Source organism: Endozoicomonas sp. (genome assembly GCF_031844845.1).
In the GTDB taxonomy this organism is placed as follows: Bacteria; Pseudomonadota; Gammaproteobacteria; order Pseudomonadales; family Endozoicomonadaceae; genus Endozoicomonas.
In genome coordinates this window covers 1-16,679 of the sequence record NZ_JAVRMB020000147.1, presented here as the reverse complement: position 1 = coordinate 16,679, position 16,679 = coordinate 1, and the positions used below count along the sequence as shown (strand labels likewise).

Annotated in this window: 14 protein-coding genes; 6 read left to right on the top strand and 8 right to left on the bottom strand. The window is 49.5% G+C overall.

The window, feature by feature from the left end; genetic code table 11:
* Positions 1-89: 89 nt before the first annotated feature.
* The gene (locus RM811_RS07405; RefSeq protein WP_402522430.1) at positions 90-1,634 is read right to left on the bottom strand and encodes a carboxypeptidase M32; all 1,545 of its coding nucleotides are present in this window, start codon (positions 1,632-1,634) and stop codon (positions 90-92) included.
* Positions 1,635-2,301: 667 nt separating this feature from the next.
* Between RM811_RS07405 and RM811_RS07400 the strand changes: the two genes are divergently transcribed.
* Entirely contained in the window at positions 2,302-2,847 is a 546-nt protein-coding gene (locus RM811_RS07400) for a hypothetical protein (protein ID WP_402522427.1), read from the top strand.
* Between the two features lie 122 nt (positions 2,848-2,969).
* Here the strand turns inward: RM811_RS07400 and lpxL are convergent, their stop codons facing one another.
* From lpxL to RM811_RS07375, 5 genes are all read right to left on the bottom strand, one after another.
* Positions 2,970-3,950 carry an LpxL/LpxP family Kdo(2)-lipid IV(A) lauroyl/palmitoleoyl acyltransferase gene (lpxL, locus tag RM811_RS07395; protein ID WP_402522425.1) on the bottom strand — a complete coding sequence of 327 codons (981 nt, stop codon included), beginning with the start codon at positions 3,948-3,950 and terminating at the stop codon, positions 2,970-2,972.
* A 691-nt stretch (positions 3,951-4,641) separates the two neighbouring features.
* On the bottom strand, positions 4,642-6,090 hold the full coding sequence (locus RM811_RS07390; RefSeq protein ID WP_402522423.1) for an efflux transporter outer membrane subunit: 1,449 nt from the start codon (positions 6,088-6,090) through the stop codon (positions 4,642-4,644).
* The gene (locus tag RM811_RS07385) at positions 6,083-9,172 is read right to left on the bottom strand and encodes an efflux RND transporter permease subunit (protein ID WP_402522422.1); all 3,090 of its coding nucleotides are present in this window, start codon (positions 9,170-9,172) and stop codon (positions 6,083-6,085) included. The genes RM811_RS07390 and RM811_RS07385 overlap by 8 nt, the downstream gene beginning before the upstream one ends.
* The gene (locus RM811_RS07380; RefSeq protein WP_402522420.1) at positions 9,172-10,305 is read right to left on the bottom strand and encodes an efflux RND transporter periplasmic adaptor subunit; all 1,134 of its coding nucleotides are present in this window, start codon (positions 10,303-10,305) and stop codon (positions 9,172-9,174) included. The genes RM811_RS07385 and RM811_RS07380 overlap by 1 nt, the downstream gene beginning before the upstream one ends.
* Positions 10,306-10,396: 91 nt before the next feature.
* Complete coding sequence (locus tag RM811_RS07375; protein ID WP_402522418.1) at positions 10,397-10,984, bottom strand: outer membrane beta-barrel protein; 588 nt, start codon at positions 10,982-10,984, stop codon at positions 10,397-10,399.
* Positions 10,985-11,551: 567 nt separating this feature from the next.
* On the opposite strand from RM811_RS07375, the gene RM811_RS07370 reads away from it, so the two are divergent.
* On the top strand, positions 11,552-12,430 hold the full coding sequence (locus RM811_RS07370) for a LysR family transcriptional regulator (RefSeq protein ID WP_402522415.1): 879 nt from the start codon (positions 11,552-11,554) through the stop codon (positions 12,428-12,430).
* 64 nt (positions 12,431-12,494) lie between these two features.
* On the opposite strand, the gene RM811_RS07365 is transcribed toward RM811_RS07370, so the two are convergent.
* Positions 12,495-12,860 carry an efflux RND transporter permease subunit gene (locus tag RM811_RS07365; RefSeq protein ID WP_402522413.1) on the bottom strand — a complete coding sequence of 122 codons (366 nt, stop codon included), beginning with the start codon at positions 12,858-12,860 and terminating at the stop codon, positions 12,495-12,497.
* A gap of 448 nt (positions 12,861-13,308) precedes the next feature.
* The gene (locus RM811_RS07360) at positions 13,309-13,461 is read right to left on the bottom strand and encodes a hypothetical protein (RefSeq protein ID WP_402522411.1); all 153 of its coding nucleotides are present in this window, start codon (positions 13,459-13,461) and stop codon (positions 13,309-13,311) included.
* 582 nt (positions 13,462-14,043) lie between these two features.
* Between RM811_RS07360 and RM811_RS07355 the strand changes: the two genes are divergently transcribed.
* The 4 genes from RM811_RS07355 to RM811_RS07340 all read left to right on the top strand — a co-directional run bounded on the left by RM811_RS07355 (position 14,044) and on the right by RM811_RS07340 (position 16,512).
* Positions 14,044-14,613 carry a hypothetical protein gene (locus RM811_RS07355; RefSeq protein WP_402522409.1) on the top strand — a complete coding sequence of 190 codons (570 nt, stop codon included), beginning with the start codon at positions 14,044-14,046 and terminating at the stop codon, positions 14,611-14,613.
* Positions 14,588-15,148 carry a hypothetical protein gene (locus tag RM811_RS07350; protein ID WP_402522407.1) on the top strand — a complete coding sequence of 187 codons (561 nt, stop codon included), beginning with the start codon at positions 14,588-14,590 and terminating at the stop codon, positions 15,146-15,148. The genes RM811_RS07355 and RM811_RS07350 overlap by 26 nt, the downstream gene beginning before the upstream one ends.
* Positions 15,149-15,289: 141 nt before the next feature.
* On the top strand, positions 15,290-15,706 hold the full coding sequence (locus RM811_RS07345) for a hypothetical protein (RefSeq protein ID WP_402522404.1): 417 nt from the start codon (positions 15,290-15,292) through the stop codon (positions 15,704-15,706).
* 74 nt (positions 15,707-15,780) lie between these two features.
* Positions 15,781-16,512 (top strand): TIR domain-containing protein, encoded by a 732-nt coding sequence (locus RM811_RS07340; protein ID WP_402522401.1) that lies wholly within the window; start codon positions 15,781-15,783, stop codon positions 16,510-16,512.
* Positions 16,513-16,679: the final 167 nt, after the last annotated feature.

Genomic DNA, 16,679 nt, shown 5'->3' with positions numbered 1-16,679 from the left:
TGGCGGGTTTTAAAAAACAGCAGTCTCAAGTCATGGTGGATGTTCATCAAGAGGTGAGACCGGCAGTTGATGAACTAAGGGCGATGATTTCAGCCTTCAAACGTGATGTTTTCCAACATGAAGGTGGGCTGGATCCTCTTGTACTGTGTCAGATACCGCTGTTTTAAATGCGCTTTAAAATAGTCGGCATTTAAAGGCTCACCGGTGGCTCTGGTCATAAGTTCCCGAGTGGAATATCGGCGTCCCTGTGACCAGATATTTTGCTTCAGCCAGTCAAAGCCGGGGGAAAGGTTGCCATTTTGAATCTGGTCTTCAATATCGGGCATGGCTTTTTTCTGTGCAGCAAAGAGTTGTGCTGCCACCATGGCCCCAAGGGTGTAACTGGGGAAATAGCCAAAAGAACCCATAGGCCAGTGAATATCCTGCATACAACCGTTCCTGTGGTCATCAGCTACATTCAGGCCAAGATACGTTTTCATCTTCTGCTGCCAGAGTTCCGGAATGTCATCGACTTCGATGTTGCCTTCGATCAGGTCACGTTCAATTTCGTAGCGAAGAATAACATGAGCCGGATAGGTGATTTCGTCGGCATCAACCCGGATAAAGCCCGGACAAACCCGGGTGTAGATTTTTTCCAGGTTATCCGGCGCGGCATAAGGCTGCTGTTTCCCATGACACAGGTGTTTGATGATCAGCGGCTGAATCAGTGACAGAAAGGCCGGGCTTCTGCCCAGTTGCATCTCAAAGAACAGGCTCTGCCCCTCGTGAATACCCATAGAACGATAGGAAGATACCGGCAATGCCCGGTTCGCCGGCAGGTTCTGCTGATAGCGGGCATGGCCGGTTTCATGGACGGTACCCATCAGTGCTTCAATAAAGTTATCTTCGTTGTAACGGGTGGTCATACGGACATCTTCACTGACACCACCGCAGAAAGGGTGAGTGCTGACATCCAGACGCCCATGGTTGAAGTCAAAGCCGAGCAGTTTCATCACCTCAAGCCCCAGGGCTTTTTGTTGCTCAATAGGGAAGGGGCCGGTGGGCTCAATGATTTTTATTGATGCCTGATGTTCCTGCGCTTCCTGTATAAAGGCAGGCAGCCAGGTTTTCAGGTCACCAAACAGTTGGTCCAGTTCTCTGGTATTCACGCCGGGTTCATAAAGTTCAAGCAGGGCATTGTAAGGGCTGACATTGGCATGCTCTGCCCGGATATTGGCTTCCTGACGGGTCAGGTTGACCACTTCCTTCAGGTTTGCGGCAAAACCCGTCCAGTCATTTTCCGGCCGCTGGCTCCGCCAGGCATGTTCGCATTCATTGGTTGCCAGGGTTTTGGCTTTTACCAGGTCGTCCGGGATGACGCTGGCATGGCGCCAGTCCGTGTGCATCTCTTCGATGGAACGCAGGGTTTCTGGCTCGGTTTCCTGATTCCGGGCCTCAGTCAGCCAGGCTTCGACCTCTTTTTCGGTGAGTAACCGGTGCAGCAATGTGTTCAGTTCTGCCATTGCCGCACCCCTGGCCTGATTGCCTCCGGAGGGCATCATGGCTGCCTGGTCCCAGCCGGCTATAGCACCAAGGTGCTGCAGGTGGTAAATCTGCTGGAATCGGTTTGCCAGTTGTTGGTAGGCCGTGGTCATTAATGGCTGCTCCTGTTGGGTAATTATTGTTGGTTCCTCGCTCCCATGCTCTGCCCATCAACAAGTCCAGTGCCTGTGGTTGGCTATGCATTCCCACGCAGAGCATGGGAACGAGGGAGAGATTTCCCCCCCATTCAGCCAGCTCCGGTATGCATTCCCACGCAGAGCATGGGAACGAGGCTTCCGGAGGGTTTTGCAACAGCCTCCTTCGCGGGATGACGGCGATGCTATAAATCGGCATTTAAAGCCTGTTGCGACAGCCTCAGGGCGTGGGAATGAGGGATAGGCCGTGGTCATCAAGAAGGGCTCCTGAACGTGTTGAAACACTGAACAATTATTGTTGTTTCGTATTGCCATACAGATTTGGCATTTTTAAATAGTTATTTAAACGGATTGCGGGTGGTTAATGAATACATTAAGGGAATCTTTTTAAAAATAGACGGTCAGATAATGGAGTACGAAAAATAATGTCAAAACCAGATTTGACTGGTAACAGGAGTTTTATATGGAAGTCGGGAGTTCTGCTTCATATCGTGCTCTTCGAGATAATGTCGAAGATGTATGGAAATCTGATCAGTGTAACGCTTGCTTTGCCGGCTTTTGGTCAGTGAAAGAGTGTCTGGCGAGGGCTTTCTGTCCGAGGCGGTCGCCATACAAGGACAAAGAGATGAAAGCTATGGGAGATATGACAGCGCAGCTATTACCTGATATTGGGAAGAGTGGCGGTGGTTATGAATCAGACTGGGCTGAGCATGAATTAACTAATTCTGAAAAAGTTTCTGATGAGGGCGAAGTTCAGGTGGTGGTCTATGTCAAGCCGGAGGTGGAGATTGACACTTCAAGCCAGCCCTACAAAGAAGAGGCCAGTATGGGCTATCCTGTGGAACGACGGTCTATTCCGGATGTTGCAGCAGATGTTGCAGATGGTGGTTTAGACCCGAAATATAACTTGAGCTCTCTGAAAATGCCGTCTTGTTCTGAATGGTGGCAAATGACAGATCCGCAACAAACCGGGGCTTCCAGTGGCAATGAGCCCACAAGTAGTCAGAACAGAAATGGCACCGATGAAAGACAATCCAACGGGACCAGCACCGGGAAACAAACCATAGACACACCAGCGAATTCCCACCCGGAGGCGGAGTTTAGAGAGGAGGCAATGGATGTGTTGGAGCGCATGGAGCTGTTGGTGGGCAAGAGAGGAGTCGTGATGTAAAAAACAGCAGGGCTCCGGAGACCCTGCTGCTCAACGATGTTTTAGCTGTTCGCCTTATCCGGGCACTCTCGACTCATAAAAAGAAAGTTAATAGCTGGATTTCAGTGATACGTTAGCCCTTTTCAAACGGCTTCAGGGGTGAGTGGCTCGCCATGCAGTGACAGGTCACGGCCATACAGGGAAGGATCATTTTTATTGGGACGGGTTTTGAAGCGGCGGTGCAGCCACAGATACTGGTCTGGCGCCAGCCGGATGCCTTCTTCAATAATTTTATTGCAACGGATGGTATCCATCCGGTCGTCACCACTGGGGAAATTATTCAGGGGAGGGTGAACCGCTACAGTGTAGCCCGTGTCGTCGGCATTACGGGTGACCATAAATGGCATGACCCGGGCACCTGACATGCGGCTGATGGTGGATGTGCCGGTAATGGTGGCCGCATCAGGGACTGCGAAGAAGGGGACGAATACTGCACCGTTACGACCGAAATCCTGATCCGTTGTGTACCAGATGTTTTCCCCTTTTTTCAGGGCACGAATGGCACTCTTCAACTTGAACTTACTGATCAGTCCCTTATTGGAACGAGTGCGGCCTTTGACCTGCAGGTATTCCATGACGGGGTTGTTATGGGGACGATAAACGCCGATGCCCCGGGTGATCATGCCATAACTTCTGGCGCCGATTTCCAGTGGCAGGCAGTGCAGGGAAAACAACAGGACGCCTTGATTCTGTTGCCGGGCCTGTTCTATCCATTCAGCACCGGTGAATGTCATCAGTTTTTTCAGGCGGCGATCCGGCCACCACCAGGCGATGGCAGTCTCAAACAGGGCAATACCAGTGGACTCAAAGTTTTTGGTCAGCAGTAACTGGCGTTCATCGTCGTTCATATTTGGAAAACAAAGTTCCAGATTTCTCTCGGCCACCTTACGCCGTGAAGAGAGAATCATCATCAGCAAACGTCCCAGCTTTCTGCCCAGATTCAGCTGCGAGCGAAAAGGCAGCATACGGGTTGTAGTCCACAGACAGGCGACGCCGATCCATATCAACCAGTAACGGGGGTGGAGAAAAGAGAGTCGGAACCGGGCGGATTTAGACGTGACCATAACCAAATTACCTGTTATTTCCATAGGGCTGTGGTCGAAAACAAGGGGCGACCAGCATTGAATTTCTGTAAAGATTGTTACCTGCGATCCGGAAGGTGGTTGATACCACCTTCTTTGTGCAGAGATAGCAGAAGAAATAACCGCATCAGATCATGACAGGGTGGGGTAAATTTCCGGCAGGCAGAGATATGGGATAGATAATAAATACGACGGTTCAAGTGCATCTCCAATCACTTCCAGCATAGGTGAATTTTCGTTTCACAGAGAATATTTTTGGCTCTTTTGAGTTTTAAGTGGGTAAATGGCTGGCTTTCCCTGCCGGATGGATTGTGTACAGTCCCTGTACACAATGACAGTGATACTCCCCACCCACTGTCATCCTGTACAGGGATTGTACAGGATCCATTCACAGGGATGTGAACGCTCTGCCAGCTGGCTATCGCTGCCTGGTGGATTCCGTACAATCTCGGTAATTGCTCCTGCATTACTCTACCTCCTGCATCCATGCAGTCGCCTGTACGGAATGACAGTGGAGAAATATCTACCCACTCATTTTTCAAAAGAACCGTATTTTGCAGGGTGCGTTGAAGCACTGATTGATTTTCAGTGCCTGTTCAACAAAACCCGTTATTGTGCTCTGAATCCTTCTGAAATGGAGATGGCCAGGTAGCGAGCCCGGCCGTCTGTATCTTCAAACGGTTTCCCAGTGCCCGCCCAGGGCTTTATAGAGAGTGACAACCAGGCTGGCATGCCCGGTCCTGGCAGTGGTCAGGGTAGATTCCAGCTGGTGCAGTTCCATGCGGGCCTGCAGCACGTCAGGCGTACTGGCCAGGCCGTTGGCTTTCAGGTTCTCCACCTTGCTGATAGCCGTGCGGGCTGAGTCCACGGCGGCTTCCATCTGCTTGATGCTTTTCTGACTGTTGCCGTATGCAGACAGCAGGGATTCCACCTCACCAAACGCCTGCAGTACGGTTCGCTGATAAGCGAGCGCTGACGTTTGTGTCTGGTGTTCGGCCACGGCTTCAAGTGCTGCTCTCAGGCCTCCATCGAAGAGATTCCATTGAACACCCGCGTTGACGTTCCAGAAGCCGGAACCACTGCTGAACAGTTCATCGAAATCGGTCGCTACAGAACCTGGAGCTCCGGTCAGGTAGAACCGTGGATACTGGTTGGCAATGGCTGCCCCCAGCTCGGCGTTAGCCACCTTCATCTGGCGCTCTGCAATCCGGATATCAGGACGGCGGGTCAGAAGATCAGAGGGCAGGCCAACCGGAATTATTCCTTCCAGCTCAGGAAATCCCCGGGCTTCTGACAGTTGCTGTACAAGACTCAAGGGTGGTTTGCCAAGGAGTATTGCAATCCGGTGCATATGCACATTGATCGCTGTTTCTACCTGTGGACGGATGGCCCTGCTGGCCGCCAGGGCAGAGTCGACCCTGGATTCTTGCGCACTGGCAGCCAGGCCACTGCGTACCAGACCAGCCACCTTGTCCTTAAGCTGTTCAAGGTCGTCTATCTGGCGGTCAAGGATGCTCAGCTGTTGCTGGGCACCCCGCAGTTGCAGGTAGTTATTTGCTACTGAGGCGGTCACCATCATCTCGGTGGCATAGGCCAGTATTTCCACCTGTTCGGTTCGAGCCAGGGCCGCATCTTCCAGATAACCCGTGCGGTTAAAGACATCCGGTTCCCAGGCGATGCTGGCTCCGGCATACCAGGCGGGCAGCTCCCGGTCGATCAGGGACGTGCCCAGGGGTATTCCACCTATGGATGGTTCAAGCAGGGGGCCGCCGATGGGGCCCTGTTTACTCAGGCTGGTTTCGGTGTAACCAAAACCCAAACCGATCTGTGGCAGTTTGGTGGCGCTCACCGCCTGGCGGTAGCTGTCGGCCAGCTTCACTCTTTCTGCGGCGATTTTCAGACTGTAGTTGCCTTCCTTTGCCTGCTCTATCAGGTCGTTCAACAGCGGGTCGCTGAACTGTTGCCACCATTGAATGGAGGCGCTTTCCCGGGAAACATTATCAGTGACTGTAAATGAGTCATCGACCGGGGTTTCAGGTGCATCGTAAGTGGGACCTACAGCGCATCCGGTCAGTATCAGAACTGGCAGGAGAAGCGCCAGTGGTTTCTTGAAATCAAGCATGATTGTTCCCCTGTTCGATGGCGGGAGCAGGCACCTGATAAAAGATGGCGTAGAACACCGGCATGATCAGCAGGGTCAGGATGGTGGCTACCACGAGACCACCGATGATGGTGGCTGCCATCTGGTCAAACAGGGGGTCAGTCCACAGTGGCACCATGCCGAGGGCGGTAGTCAATGCCGCCATACTGATGGCCAGTGTCCGGTTCAGTGTGGCATTGCACAGGGCCTCATAGGGAGCTGCACCATTTTTCAGTTCCAGATTAATCTGGTCCATCAGAACAATGCCGTTTTTGATGATCATTCCTGCCAGGGCAATCAGACCCACCAGCGCCATAAAGCCAAAGGGTTTGGCGGATAGAATCAGGATCGGCACCACACCGATCAGGGCCATGGGCAGAGTCAGCATGATGACACCAGGCTGACGGAAACCATTGAACATGGCGATCATGATGATAATCATAATTACACCGGCTTTTGGCACCTGCATCAGGATGTCATTAACCGCCCGCCTTTCCTCGTAGTACTCACCGCCCCATGCAAAGTCGTAACCCTCCGGAAGATCCATATTCTCAATGGCCTCCGCAATGTCACTACGGGCCTGAGACGCAAAGATGCCATCGACATCCGCCTGCACAGTAATGGTGGGTTTTCTGTTTCTACGCCAGATCATGCTCTCTTCCCAGCCCATGGCAAAGCCATCGACGACTTGCCCCAGTGGTACCGAATAGCCGCCGATCAGCGGACGTACGGGCAGGGTCATCAAACGGTTGATGTCGTTTTGTTGTCGTGCGCCATTAAGGGCTCTGTTGAAAGCAGTGCTACGTACCATGACGGGTATCTGTTCGTCCCCGTTTCGAAGTATGGATACCGGCACACCGCTGGTGGCTCTTTGCAATGCCACAGCAACATCCAGACGGGTGACGCCAGCCAACCGTGCTTTCTCCTGGTTAAACTCGGGAGCCAGTACTTTAACGGGCTGGCGCCAGTCGTCACGGATGTATTTCATGTTCGGGTGATCAGTCATGATGGCTTTCGCCTCGCTGGATATCTCCCGTAGAATCTGTGGGTCAGGACCACTGAAGCGGGCTTCAATACTGAACTTGTCCGCGGTGGCGAGTTTTATCGGGCGGAAACGGGGTTCAGCGTGGGGGAAGTTTTCCTTCAGCCAGGCATCTCCTTTGAGAATCAGGGGTTTGATGCGCGCCAGTTGATCAACATTGATGACAATCTGGCCGTAACTTTTGTTCAGTGGTTCCGGTTCCACGGTCACTGAGAAACGGGGGGCGCTTGAACCTATAAAGGTGCTGATGCTGGTAATGCCTTCCTGCTGGAGTAGCCACTGTTCAATGTTTGCCATGTCTTCTGAGACCTGCTCTATACGTCCTCCTTCCGGCAACCAGTAATCCAGGAATACCAGCGGACGGTCTGAAGGCGGCATAAAGTTCACCAGCATTTTGCTGACCAGCAGACCGGTCAGGGCAATGGCGGTAAACAAAGCACCGACTGTCAGTTTGCGGTTACGAAGTACCCGGTCAAGAACAGGACGGCAGCGGTCAACCCAGGCGGGCCACGCCGTGTTACTACTGCCCTCAGGAGCCGGCAGAAAACGCCAGCAGAGCAGGGGGGTGATGGTGGTGGCTATCACCCAGCTAAGTAACAGGGAAGAGCCCATAATATAGAACAGGTCACCGGCAAACTCAGCGGCAGCCGTTTTGGAGAACAGTATCGGACTGGCGGATGCGATGGCGATGACGGTGGCGGCCAGCAGTGGAACAGCGGTGTTTTTTACTGCTTCAGCCGCCGCTTTCGTACGTTCCATGCCCCGACGAAGGTTGGACAGGAACAGGTCGGTCACCACAATGGCGTTATCGACCAGCATGCCCAGGGCGATGATAAAGGTACCCACGGAAACCCGGTGCAGATCAATGCCCTGGAGCTGCATGTAAACCAGGGTCAGCAAAATGGTAATCAGAAGACTGGCGCCCACTACTGAAGCACTGCGCCAGCCCATGAAAATGCACAGGACGGCGACAACAATCAGGATGGACTGGGCAAGGTTACTGATAAAGTTGCTCACTGATCTGGCGACTTCATCAGGCTGGAAAGCGATTGTGCCAATCTCCACGCCGGCCGGCATTTTCTGCAGAGCCTGATCAATAGTTGCCTTAAGTGTGTCGCCTATAGCCACAACATTAATGCCATTTCTGGGCGTCACCGCGATAGTAATGGCGGGCTTGCCATTGAAACGCATGGCGGTTGCTACCGGTTCCTGGTAGCCGAGACGAATATCGGCGATATCACGCAGCAGAACCAGGTCGTCGCCAATATTGCCGATGCCACCACGAATAATCGTGTTGCCTATGTCATCAACATTCTTGAATGGACCCTTCTGATCAATGCGGATGCGCTCCATGCCAATATCAAGGGCGCCGCCCGGCAGAACCATGTTCTGTGTCCGCAGCTGATCAATGACCTGAAGCGATGTCAGGTTATGAGCAGCGATTTTAGTATCATCAATCTCTATGTAGGCTACTGGCTGCGGCAGACCTTCCAGTGCCACTTTCTTTACCCCGTCTACCGCTTTCAGATCACGTTGCAGGGCTCGTGCATATTGTTTGAGTTCCGACATCTCCATGCCTTCGCCGGAGATAGCGTAAACAATGCCATAAACATCGGAGAATTCATCAAGCACAATGGAAAGCCGGGCGGTTGCCGGCAGTTCCAGCTTGATGTCGTTGACCTTGCGTCGCAGGAGATCCCATTGCTGGGGCAGGTCCGCGCTGTCCACTGAGTCATACAGATCCACGAATACCATGGACTGACCGGGACGGGAAAGGGAACGCAGTTTCCACAGCTGTTCCATCTCTTCCAGCTTGCGTTCCACTGGATCCGTCACATACTGCTCGACTTCCCGGGCAGAGGCGCCGGGGTAGAGAGTGACGATAGCGGCGGTTTTTACCGTAAATATCGGGTCTTCCAGTTTGCCCATGGTGTAATAGGCCATCAGTCCCCAAACGCACAGGAGTGTCGTCAGGAAACTGGCGAAAACCCGGCGGTCAATGGTGAGTTTAGCGAGATTCATTACAGCCGTGCCCTGTCCTGATTATTGATAAGCCGTCCAACGGTCTGACCGTTTTCCAGGAAGCTGACCCCTGCCGCTGCTACTATATCGCCGGGCTTCAGGCCACCTTTTATGACCCGTATGACCAGTTCGTCGCCGTCATAACCTTTAAGGGCGACAGGCTGCTTACGAGCTTTGCCATTTTCAATCACCATGACCCATGGACCATTGATGTTGCCACCAACGGCGCTGGCCGGCACCGCGATACCAGGGGTGTCACCGGCAGGCAGGTTCAGGGTCAATTCTGCCGTCAGGTTCGGCCAGGCGAAGTCGGGTGCTTGTGCAAGAGAGGCGGTAACACGATAGGTTTTAGCCAGCATACTTGCTGCCCGGGCAACTTCCCTGACCTCAACCGGGTAATTTTTTTGCTGTTCCCGGTTACTCTCCATCGCGTTAAACGCTACCTGGCCTTTATGGCCGGGTTTGATTTTCGCGGCAAGACTTTCCGGCACATCAAAGCTGACTTCATACCCTTCCTGGCCGTAAAGTGTCACAACGCTGATGCCGGGGACCGCCTGCTCGTATGGCTGCAACCGGACTTTGGCGATAATGCCGTCATAAGGGGCTCGGAGTTCACTGTAGCGAAGCGCATCCTGGGCCGCCTGCAGGCGCCGGTTGGTAACTTCCACACCGGCCATGGCACGGGTTACCGCGGTGTTGGCGCGATCAAGTTCGACCCTGGCCAGGGCATCATTTCCGGTGGCAGCCATAACACGACGCTGTTCACTGTTTGCCTGTCCCAGTAAAGCCATTGCTTCTGAATAACGAGCTTCCCACTCATAAACCATGACGTTGAAATCATGGGGATCCATCTGTGCGATAAGATCACCCTTTTGCACCCGCTGTCCTTCCATCACCGGTATCTCTGTTACCGTACCGGGTACTCGAAATGCCAGTTGTGTTCTCGCCACCGGCAGCAGACGCGCAGGGAAGCTCAGGGACAGGGTTTGTTGTACCGCCGGGACAGTCATGACTTTAACTGGCCTGGGAGAACGGTCAGCTGACAACGACGGGTCAGAAGAACTGCAGGCTGTCAGCAGTGCGGTACAGATAGCCAGTGCCACCGCTTTTTTGGCGAGCTTTTTATGGAGCATGAGAAAGCACTAAACCTTTAGTATTCGGTGTACAAAAAACGGCTTCTGCTGAAGCCGTAAAGTACACCCGATCAGAAAATGTATGGATTGATCAGAAGCGGTAGCTTATAGCTGCGTAAGCATTACCGTCGTTGCTGTTCTCCAGTTTCATGCCGTTTTTGCCGACTTCGTTGTCGTGCCAGAGTTGACGGTAGCCAGCTTCCATGTCCCAGCTCTTGATGCTGAACAGAACACCTGCCTGGGCACCGTAAGCAAAGGCGGTATCGTCATCACTGAAGCCATTTTCCCCGCCTACCTTGAATTCGGTGTTATCGATACCCACGGTCAGGCCGACGAATGGTTTCAGGTTGCCGGTACCAAACAGATAGTCGACGGAGGCGAGGAACTGTTGTTCTTCCATCTCGGTTTTGACACCATTACGCTTGGCATCATCGTCGCCATATGTGTAAGTGCCATATATGCGAACGTTGTCGTTCAGATGGGCGCCTACCTGGATACCGTATTTAACCGGGCCATCAGGATCTTTAATGTCGGCGCTGCCTTTTGCGGACATATCGTTGAAACCGGCGCCTGCACTGCCGCCGACAAACCAGTCAGCGGCCATAACATTGACAGAGAGAACACTGGTGGTAGCAAGAGTGGCGACCATAATAGCGGCAGTAAGGGTTGATTTTTTCATTGAGAGGCTCCTGGCCATAACTAAGTGTTAGCAGAGAGACGTCGAATTAATCGGGGGGCGTCTCTTGTTGTGTAAGTGCAGGGCCATTTTCGTGGGTTAGAGTGAAAATATAAAGTCAGGTACTGTCAGGGTTTTACGACATTGTTTTATGAAATAGTTTTATGAAATAGTTATACGGCAGAATTATTTTAATGTACTGGAGTGTCTTTCACCGAAAAGCGCGCATTCCATGATTGAGCTGACCGGAGTGGGTGGATAATGGAAGCGGTGTTTCGGAGCATCTGATACTCTGCCGGTTATCGATCTGAGACAGGGTTTGTTAATAATGCTTTTGATCATGTTCTGCGTTCAGACGCCTTGTTTCCGGCACCCTCTATTCTGGTTGACAGGATTACCCCGGATATTGTCTTACTGGAGATAAATGTGCCCACTTTTTACTATCAGGTTGGTTTCTATTTCAAACGAACTTATAAAGAATATTTTGCGTCAGAATGGATAATCCAGCAGACCAGAGATGTTTTAAGTGAGTTTGAAGCGTTTTCTGCTGGTTAATGAAAAAGATTTACTATGAAATATACTCCCATTTCTGCCTTTGTTGCTGTTGCAGAAACAGGCTCTATCTCGGATGCTGCCCGTAAAATGCACCGTTCCCGCTCCCAGGTCAGCGCCTGGATTTCTGATTTGGAAGCAGAGTGGGCACTTGAGCTGTTTGATCGCTCTTCTTACCGGCCAACACTGACAGACAACGCCAGAAAACTGTTGCCTCATTGCAAGCTACTGCTCAGTGAGACAGTCTACCTGCAGCAGTTGGTTGAGTCCCTGAATAACCCGGGTGCCAACTCTCTCAGTGTAGGTTTTGACTGTGTCCTGCCGAGCCGGTTTCGTACCGCCCTGGTCTTATCTCTGTATGAATATTTCCCCAATTTACAGCTGGTCATGAAACGGCTGACAGGTCCTGAAATTATGCGTCAGTTGAGCCTCGGTGACTTGCAAATAGGCATAGGTGAGTGTACTGCCCCGATAGAAAATCCGGATTTCAGGGTTCGTCAGGCTGGATTATGTCAGTTTGTCGCCTGTAGTCATCCGGATCATCCCTTGTCCGGTCTTGAAGAGGTGACTGAAGTTGATCTGCGCTGTCACAGGGCTATCATGATGACCGGGCTCAGTAAGCGATTTGAAGTCGAGAATTTTATGGAGGTGCCGGACTATGAAACGGTTGTCGCCATGGCTCGTATCGGAGCAGGCTGGTGCATCTGCCCCATGGAATATGTCAGGCAAGATATTCAGGAAGGCAGTCTGGTGATACTGAATCACCTGTCTGCAGTTATAAGAGCAACGGTAGGTGGGTTCTGGCACACCAGCTATACGCCAAACGCAGTTTCCAGATGGTTGCTGGATCAAATTCCTGAGACCTTTAATCAATCCATGGATGACTGGGAAATGTAGTCCGTAGTCCGTAGTCCGAAAAAGCAGGAGTCACTTGCGCTTTTTCGGACATCGGACATCGGATTTAGCTGTTCGCCTTATCCGGATTAAAATGCTCACGCAGCTTTTGCAGCAGCATATAGAACATAGGGATCAGCAGGGTACCAAAGATGGTGGCTGCCAACATACCGGAGCTAACGGTAATACCAATGATCTGACGACTGGCAGCACCCGCGCCACTGGCCAGTACCAGGGGCAGAACGCCCAGGATAAAGGAGAGTGCCGTCATCAGTACCGCACGGAAACGCAGGCCCGCTGCATTAACCGCCGCGTCAAAAATGCTGTCGCCTTCCCGTCGCCTGACCATGGCAAACTCGACAATAAGAATCGCCGTTTTCGCCGCAACAAAACTCCAGGCAGACTCATTCCCACGGTCCCCGTGGGAATGCATACGGGACTGGCCGTATGCCGCAAGGCTTTCTGATAGTCCGTAGTCTGAATTGCCGCAACGCGTGAAAACGAGGCACAGCCTCACTCTGCCTGAGTGTGCCGGAGTTTTACTCAGTTGTTTCGTTTGTGGTGGGTGCGGTAGGCATCAACTAGCGGAACAATATAATTATATACGTGGCCTTCAACTATAGCCCCCTTCCCTATATTGGCAACTCGCCCCAAAACCCCTATATATAGGGCGCTATAGCCGCGCCACGCCCCGTTCCCCTTTCCTTATTGCTACGATTATCCCATCCGGGCAGGCAGCTATAGTGGCTCGAATTTTCAGGAATAGTGGACTGACGTTCCTTCCAGTATCCGCTATTATCGGCTTAACCGTTTAGAAAAAAATTACCAATAAACGGCAGGAGGCAGAAAGGATGAAAAAGATAAACATGACGGGATCAGAGCTAAATTTCCCTTGAAACAGAGCTATGGGAATTACTGAAAACAGAGCATACATAAACAAAGAGTCGATAAACCAATACGGTGCCTCTCACCCCTTCCTCGACAGTGGCAAAAGCATGACCGGCAGTGACCAGCGAACCAGCAATTAATGTCATATTTTCTCGGCTGATGGTTATGTTTTTATACCTTCTGTCCGTACAGTTTTGCGGATCTTTCGCCTGTATAGATCCACATAAAGAGTTTTACGAAACTCATATAGTACTCTTATCTCTACCCTCATCACCTCCCACTCAGTACAATAGTTTGCTTTTTGAAAATCTATCTCTGAGCTATCTGGACCCATGCTCCCCACCGTCAATAAAAGGCGGTGGCACAATCTACGGGCGGTAGCGTACTTTTTGGTTGGCCGGAAGTTTCGGTTGACAGGATGAGTAAAGAAAGACCTGACACCGGCTTTCGTTTTTTTGCAAAGGTACTTCGCATAAGCAGATTTTCAAGGGTTATCCTAACAGTTTGTTTTAGCTAGATAATTCCTATTAAATGACAGGTTCGCATGCTTAAGCGAAAAATATACAAATTACGAAAGGCGAAAGCCAAAATATACCGTTCAAAGGCTGCTGTAGAGCTGGAGCCCTGTTAAAACAAGGCTTTCAAGCAATTCGCCTTTGACGATCTACAGTTTGTTATGCGAAAGTGATTCGTATAAGCAACTGTTATGCGCTAAGAGTAAGTTTATAGTGATTGAAAGTCCTGAAAATATTGAAACATGGATCTCAGCAGCATCAGCAATCGCTGCTTTGATGGCAAGTGCTTTTGCATATAAAAGTTATTTGCTCACAAAAAAAACTATAAGTATTCAGGAGAATGAATATTTGGCAAGAAAAGCAAATATTTCACCATATCTAGAAAATTCTTATAAAGTTCGAGACAAAGAAAATGGCCAATTCTGGATATTTTTTTGCGTAGCATATTCAAATAAATCAGAATCAATTGACTCAATATCACAGGTATATCTTGAAACGCATTACATAAATGACTCTGGTCAGAATAGCTTTCTTATCTCGAATCACGAGGAGAAAGAGGAAAAATGGTCTATCGATAAGGAACACACAAAGCTACCGCTCATGCTGCAGCCACGTACAACAGTAAGTAGTTGGTACACGTTTAAGATTCCAAAAATTGCAACTGAGACAAATAGAATTCAAAAATACAGAATAGTGGCTTTAAATGGTACTGGACATAGAGTTTTAGTTGAGTCTTATATTCTTCAAGAAATATTTTATGAAAAAACTGACGAAAAAGTCTGAATTAATATTTGTGCCTTTAGTAGGGAATGGAGCGTTAGCATCCACCGGCGTGGGTGAAGGGCGTATGATTCCAGTTTTGATCGTTGACTGTAAAGAGAAAGTGGAGTTGCGGGATTTAATTTATGCTCACGAAAACTCACCTCCTGGAGATGTGACTTCTACATGGGGCTGGCCTAAATGGAAGAAAAATAGAGTCTTTCTTATTTTAAAATTCACTAAACCCGCTCAAATTGAAGTTGGTATAACTTTTGATCTGAAATCTCATGGAGCACTAGTTGATGGGATTATACATTCTAATGCATTTTATTTGCAGCCATTGGAAGCAGGGAGCAATGTAATGGAAGGAGTTGGTGGAAGAAAGATCATTGTAGAGATACCAGATACAGACTTTCTACCAACATGGTACGAAATTTATGATGCTAGCCTGGTAAAAAAATTTAAAGCCTCAGGTCTTACAAGTAAAGAAGCAAAACTGGCGTCAGTGCAACATAGAGAGAAAATGAGAAATATCTGGAAAAGAAGAATGCCTGCCTAACAATAAGGAAGCGCATAACAAGAAATTCCAGCGGACACTCGCTCCGCTCGTGCCGCTGAATTTGGCGTTATGTGGCAACTCATGCATTGTGCTAGCTTCAATAGTTCTGACGAGTTTAGGTTTCATGGAGTGTTATGAATTATGAAAGTACCAAGTGATTTGGAAATATTGGAGGCTATTTACAAGAAATACTATGACGAGTTTAAGTCTTATGAAAAAGACTCTCCGAGTCGTTCTAGTAAAATTCATATGCCTATATCTTGCCGTGAGATTGCGAAATCGCTAAATGTTGATGGTGATATTGTTTTTGGTAGACTTCACTACCACCTTGAGAAAAAGTACGGTTATAAAAACGAAGATGGTAGTAGAGTAAGTTTCTTTTCGTTACAAATCGGAAAGGACAATCAATGTGTAAACTTTCCTTTGTTAGCATCAGTGCTTGCTGGGCTACAGCAAGAACAGAAAAAATTTATAACAGCTACAGCCATATCTTCATTTTCACTTGCTATTTCATTAATTTCTCTTGCAATAGCATTATGGTCAAAATTTGCCACATAACAAGAGCTTACAAACGGACGCTCCGCGCCGTTGAAGCAGGCGTTATACGGCTTAACTAAATTATGGAGTAAAAGTTGAAACCAAAAGTATTTATTGCTTCTTCAGTTGAAGGTCTCGATATTGCGTACCCGATACAAGGGAATATTCAACATGACGCAGATGTTACAGTATGGAGTCAGGGTGTGTTTTCTTTATCAGACACATCACTTGACTCTCTGATAAATATTCTTGATGCTTCTGATTTTGGGATTTTTGTTTTCAGCCCAGATGATGAAGTGAAAATGCGTGGAAACGTGTCAGACTCAGTGCGGGATAATGTTCTTTTTGAGTTAGGCTTATTTATAGGAAGACTTGGAAAACGCAGATGTTTCATTGTTAAACCTGATAATATTAATATGCATATCCCGAGTGATTTAATTGGAGTAACGCCAGCAACATATTCAGGTGAACGAGATATATCAGAAATTTCGGCTTCATTAGGTCCAGCATGTCATGAAATAAGGCGGGCTATGAAAACGCACGGCTGCCTTGATTCATCTGAACCAAAAAAGATACCTGCAAATGAATTTGATCAGTATGATGAGAATGATAAAGTAACGATTCTGGAATCCTGGCTTTTAACGAGTACCAATATTGATGGTGTTGCATTAAGATACATCGATATAGACAATGAATTAAAATTAGAAGTTGGAACAACCAAAAGGCTTCTAGAGCAAGTCGTTCAACGAGTTGAAGGATTCAGGATAGACAACCGTGGTAGCAATGTTTTCCGTTTATTATTTGATTCCCATTTTGGCCTGTACTGAGCAAGCAGCCGTATAACAAAAAATTCCAGCGGACAGCGCTACTCGCGCTGCCGCTGAATTTGGCGTTAGGCCCTATTCCCCGTACCTCAAACAAGAAACTTTCGATTGCCTCGCGTTGCGCAATGAGCTACACTTTTAATCATGATTAAATCATTCAAACATAAAGG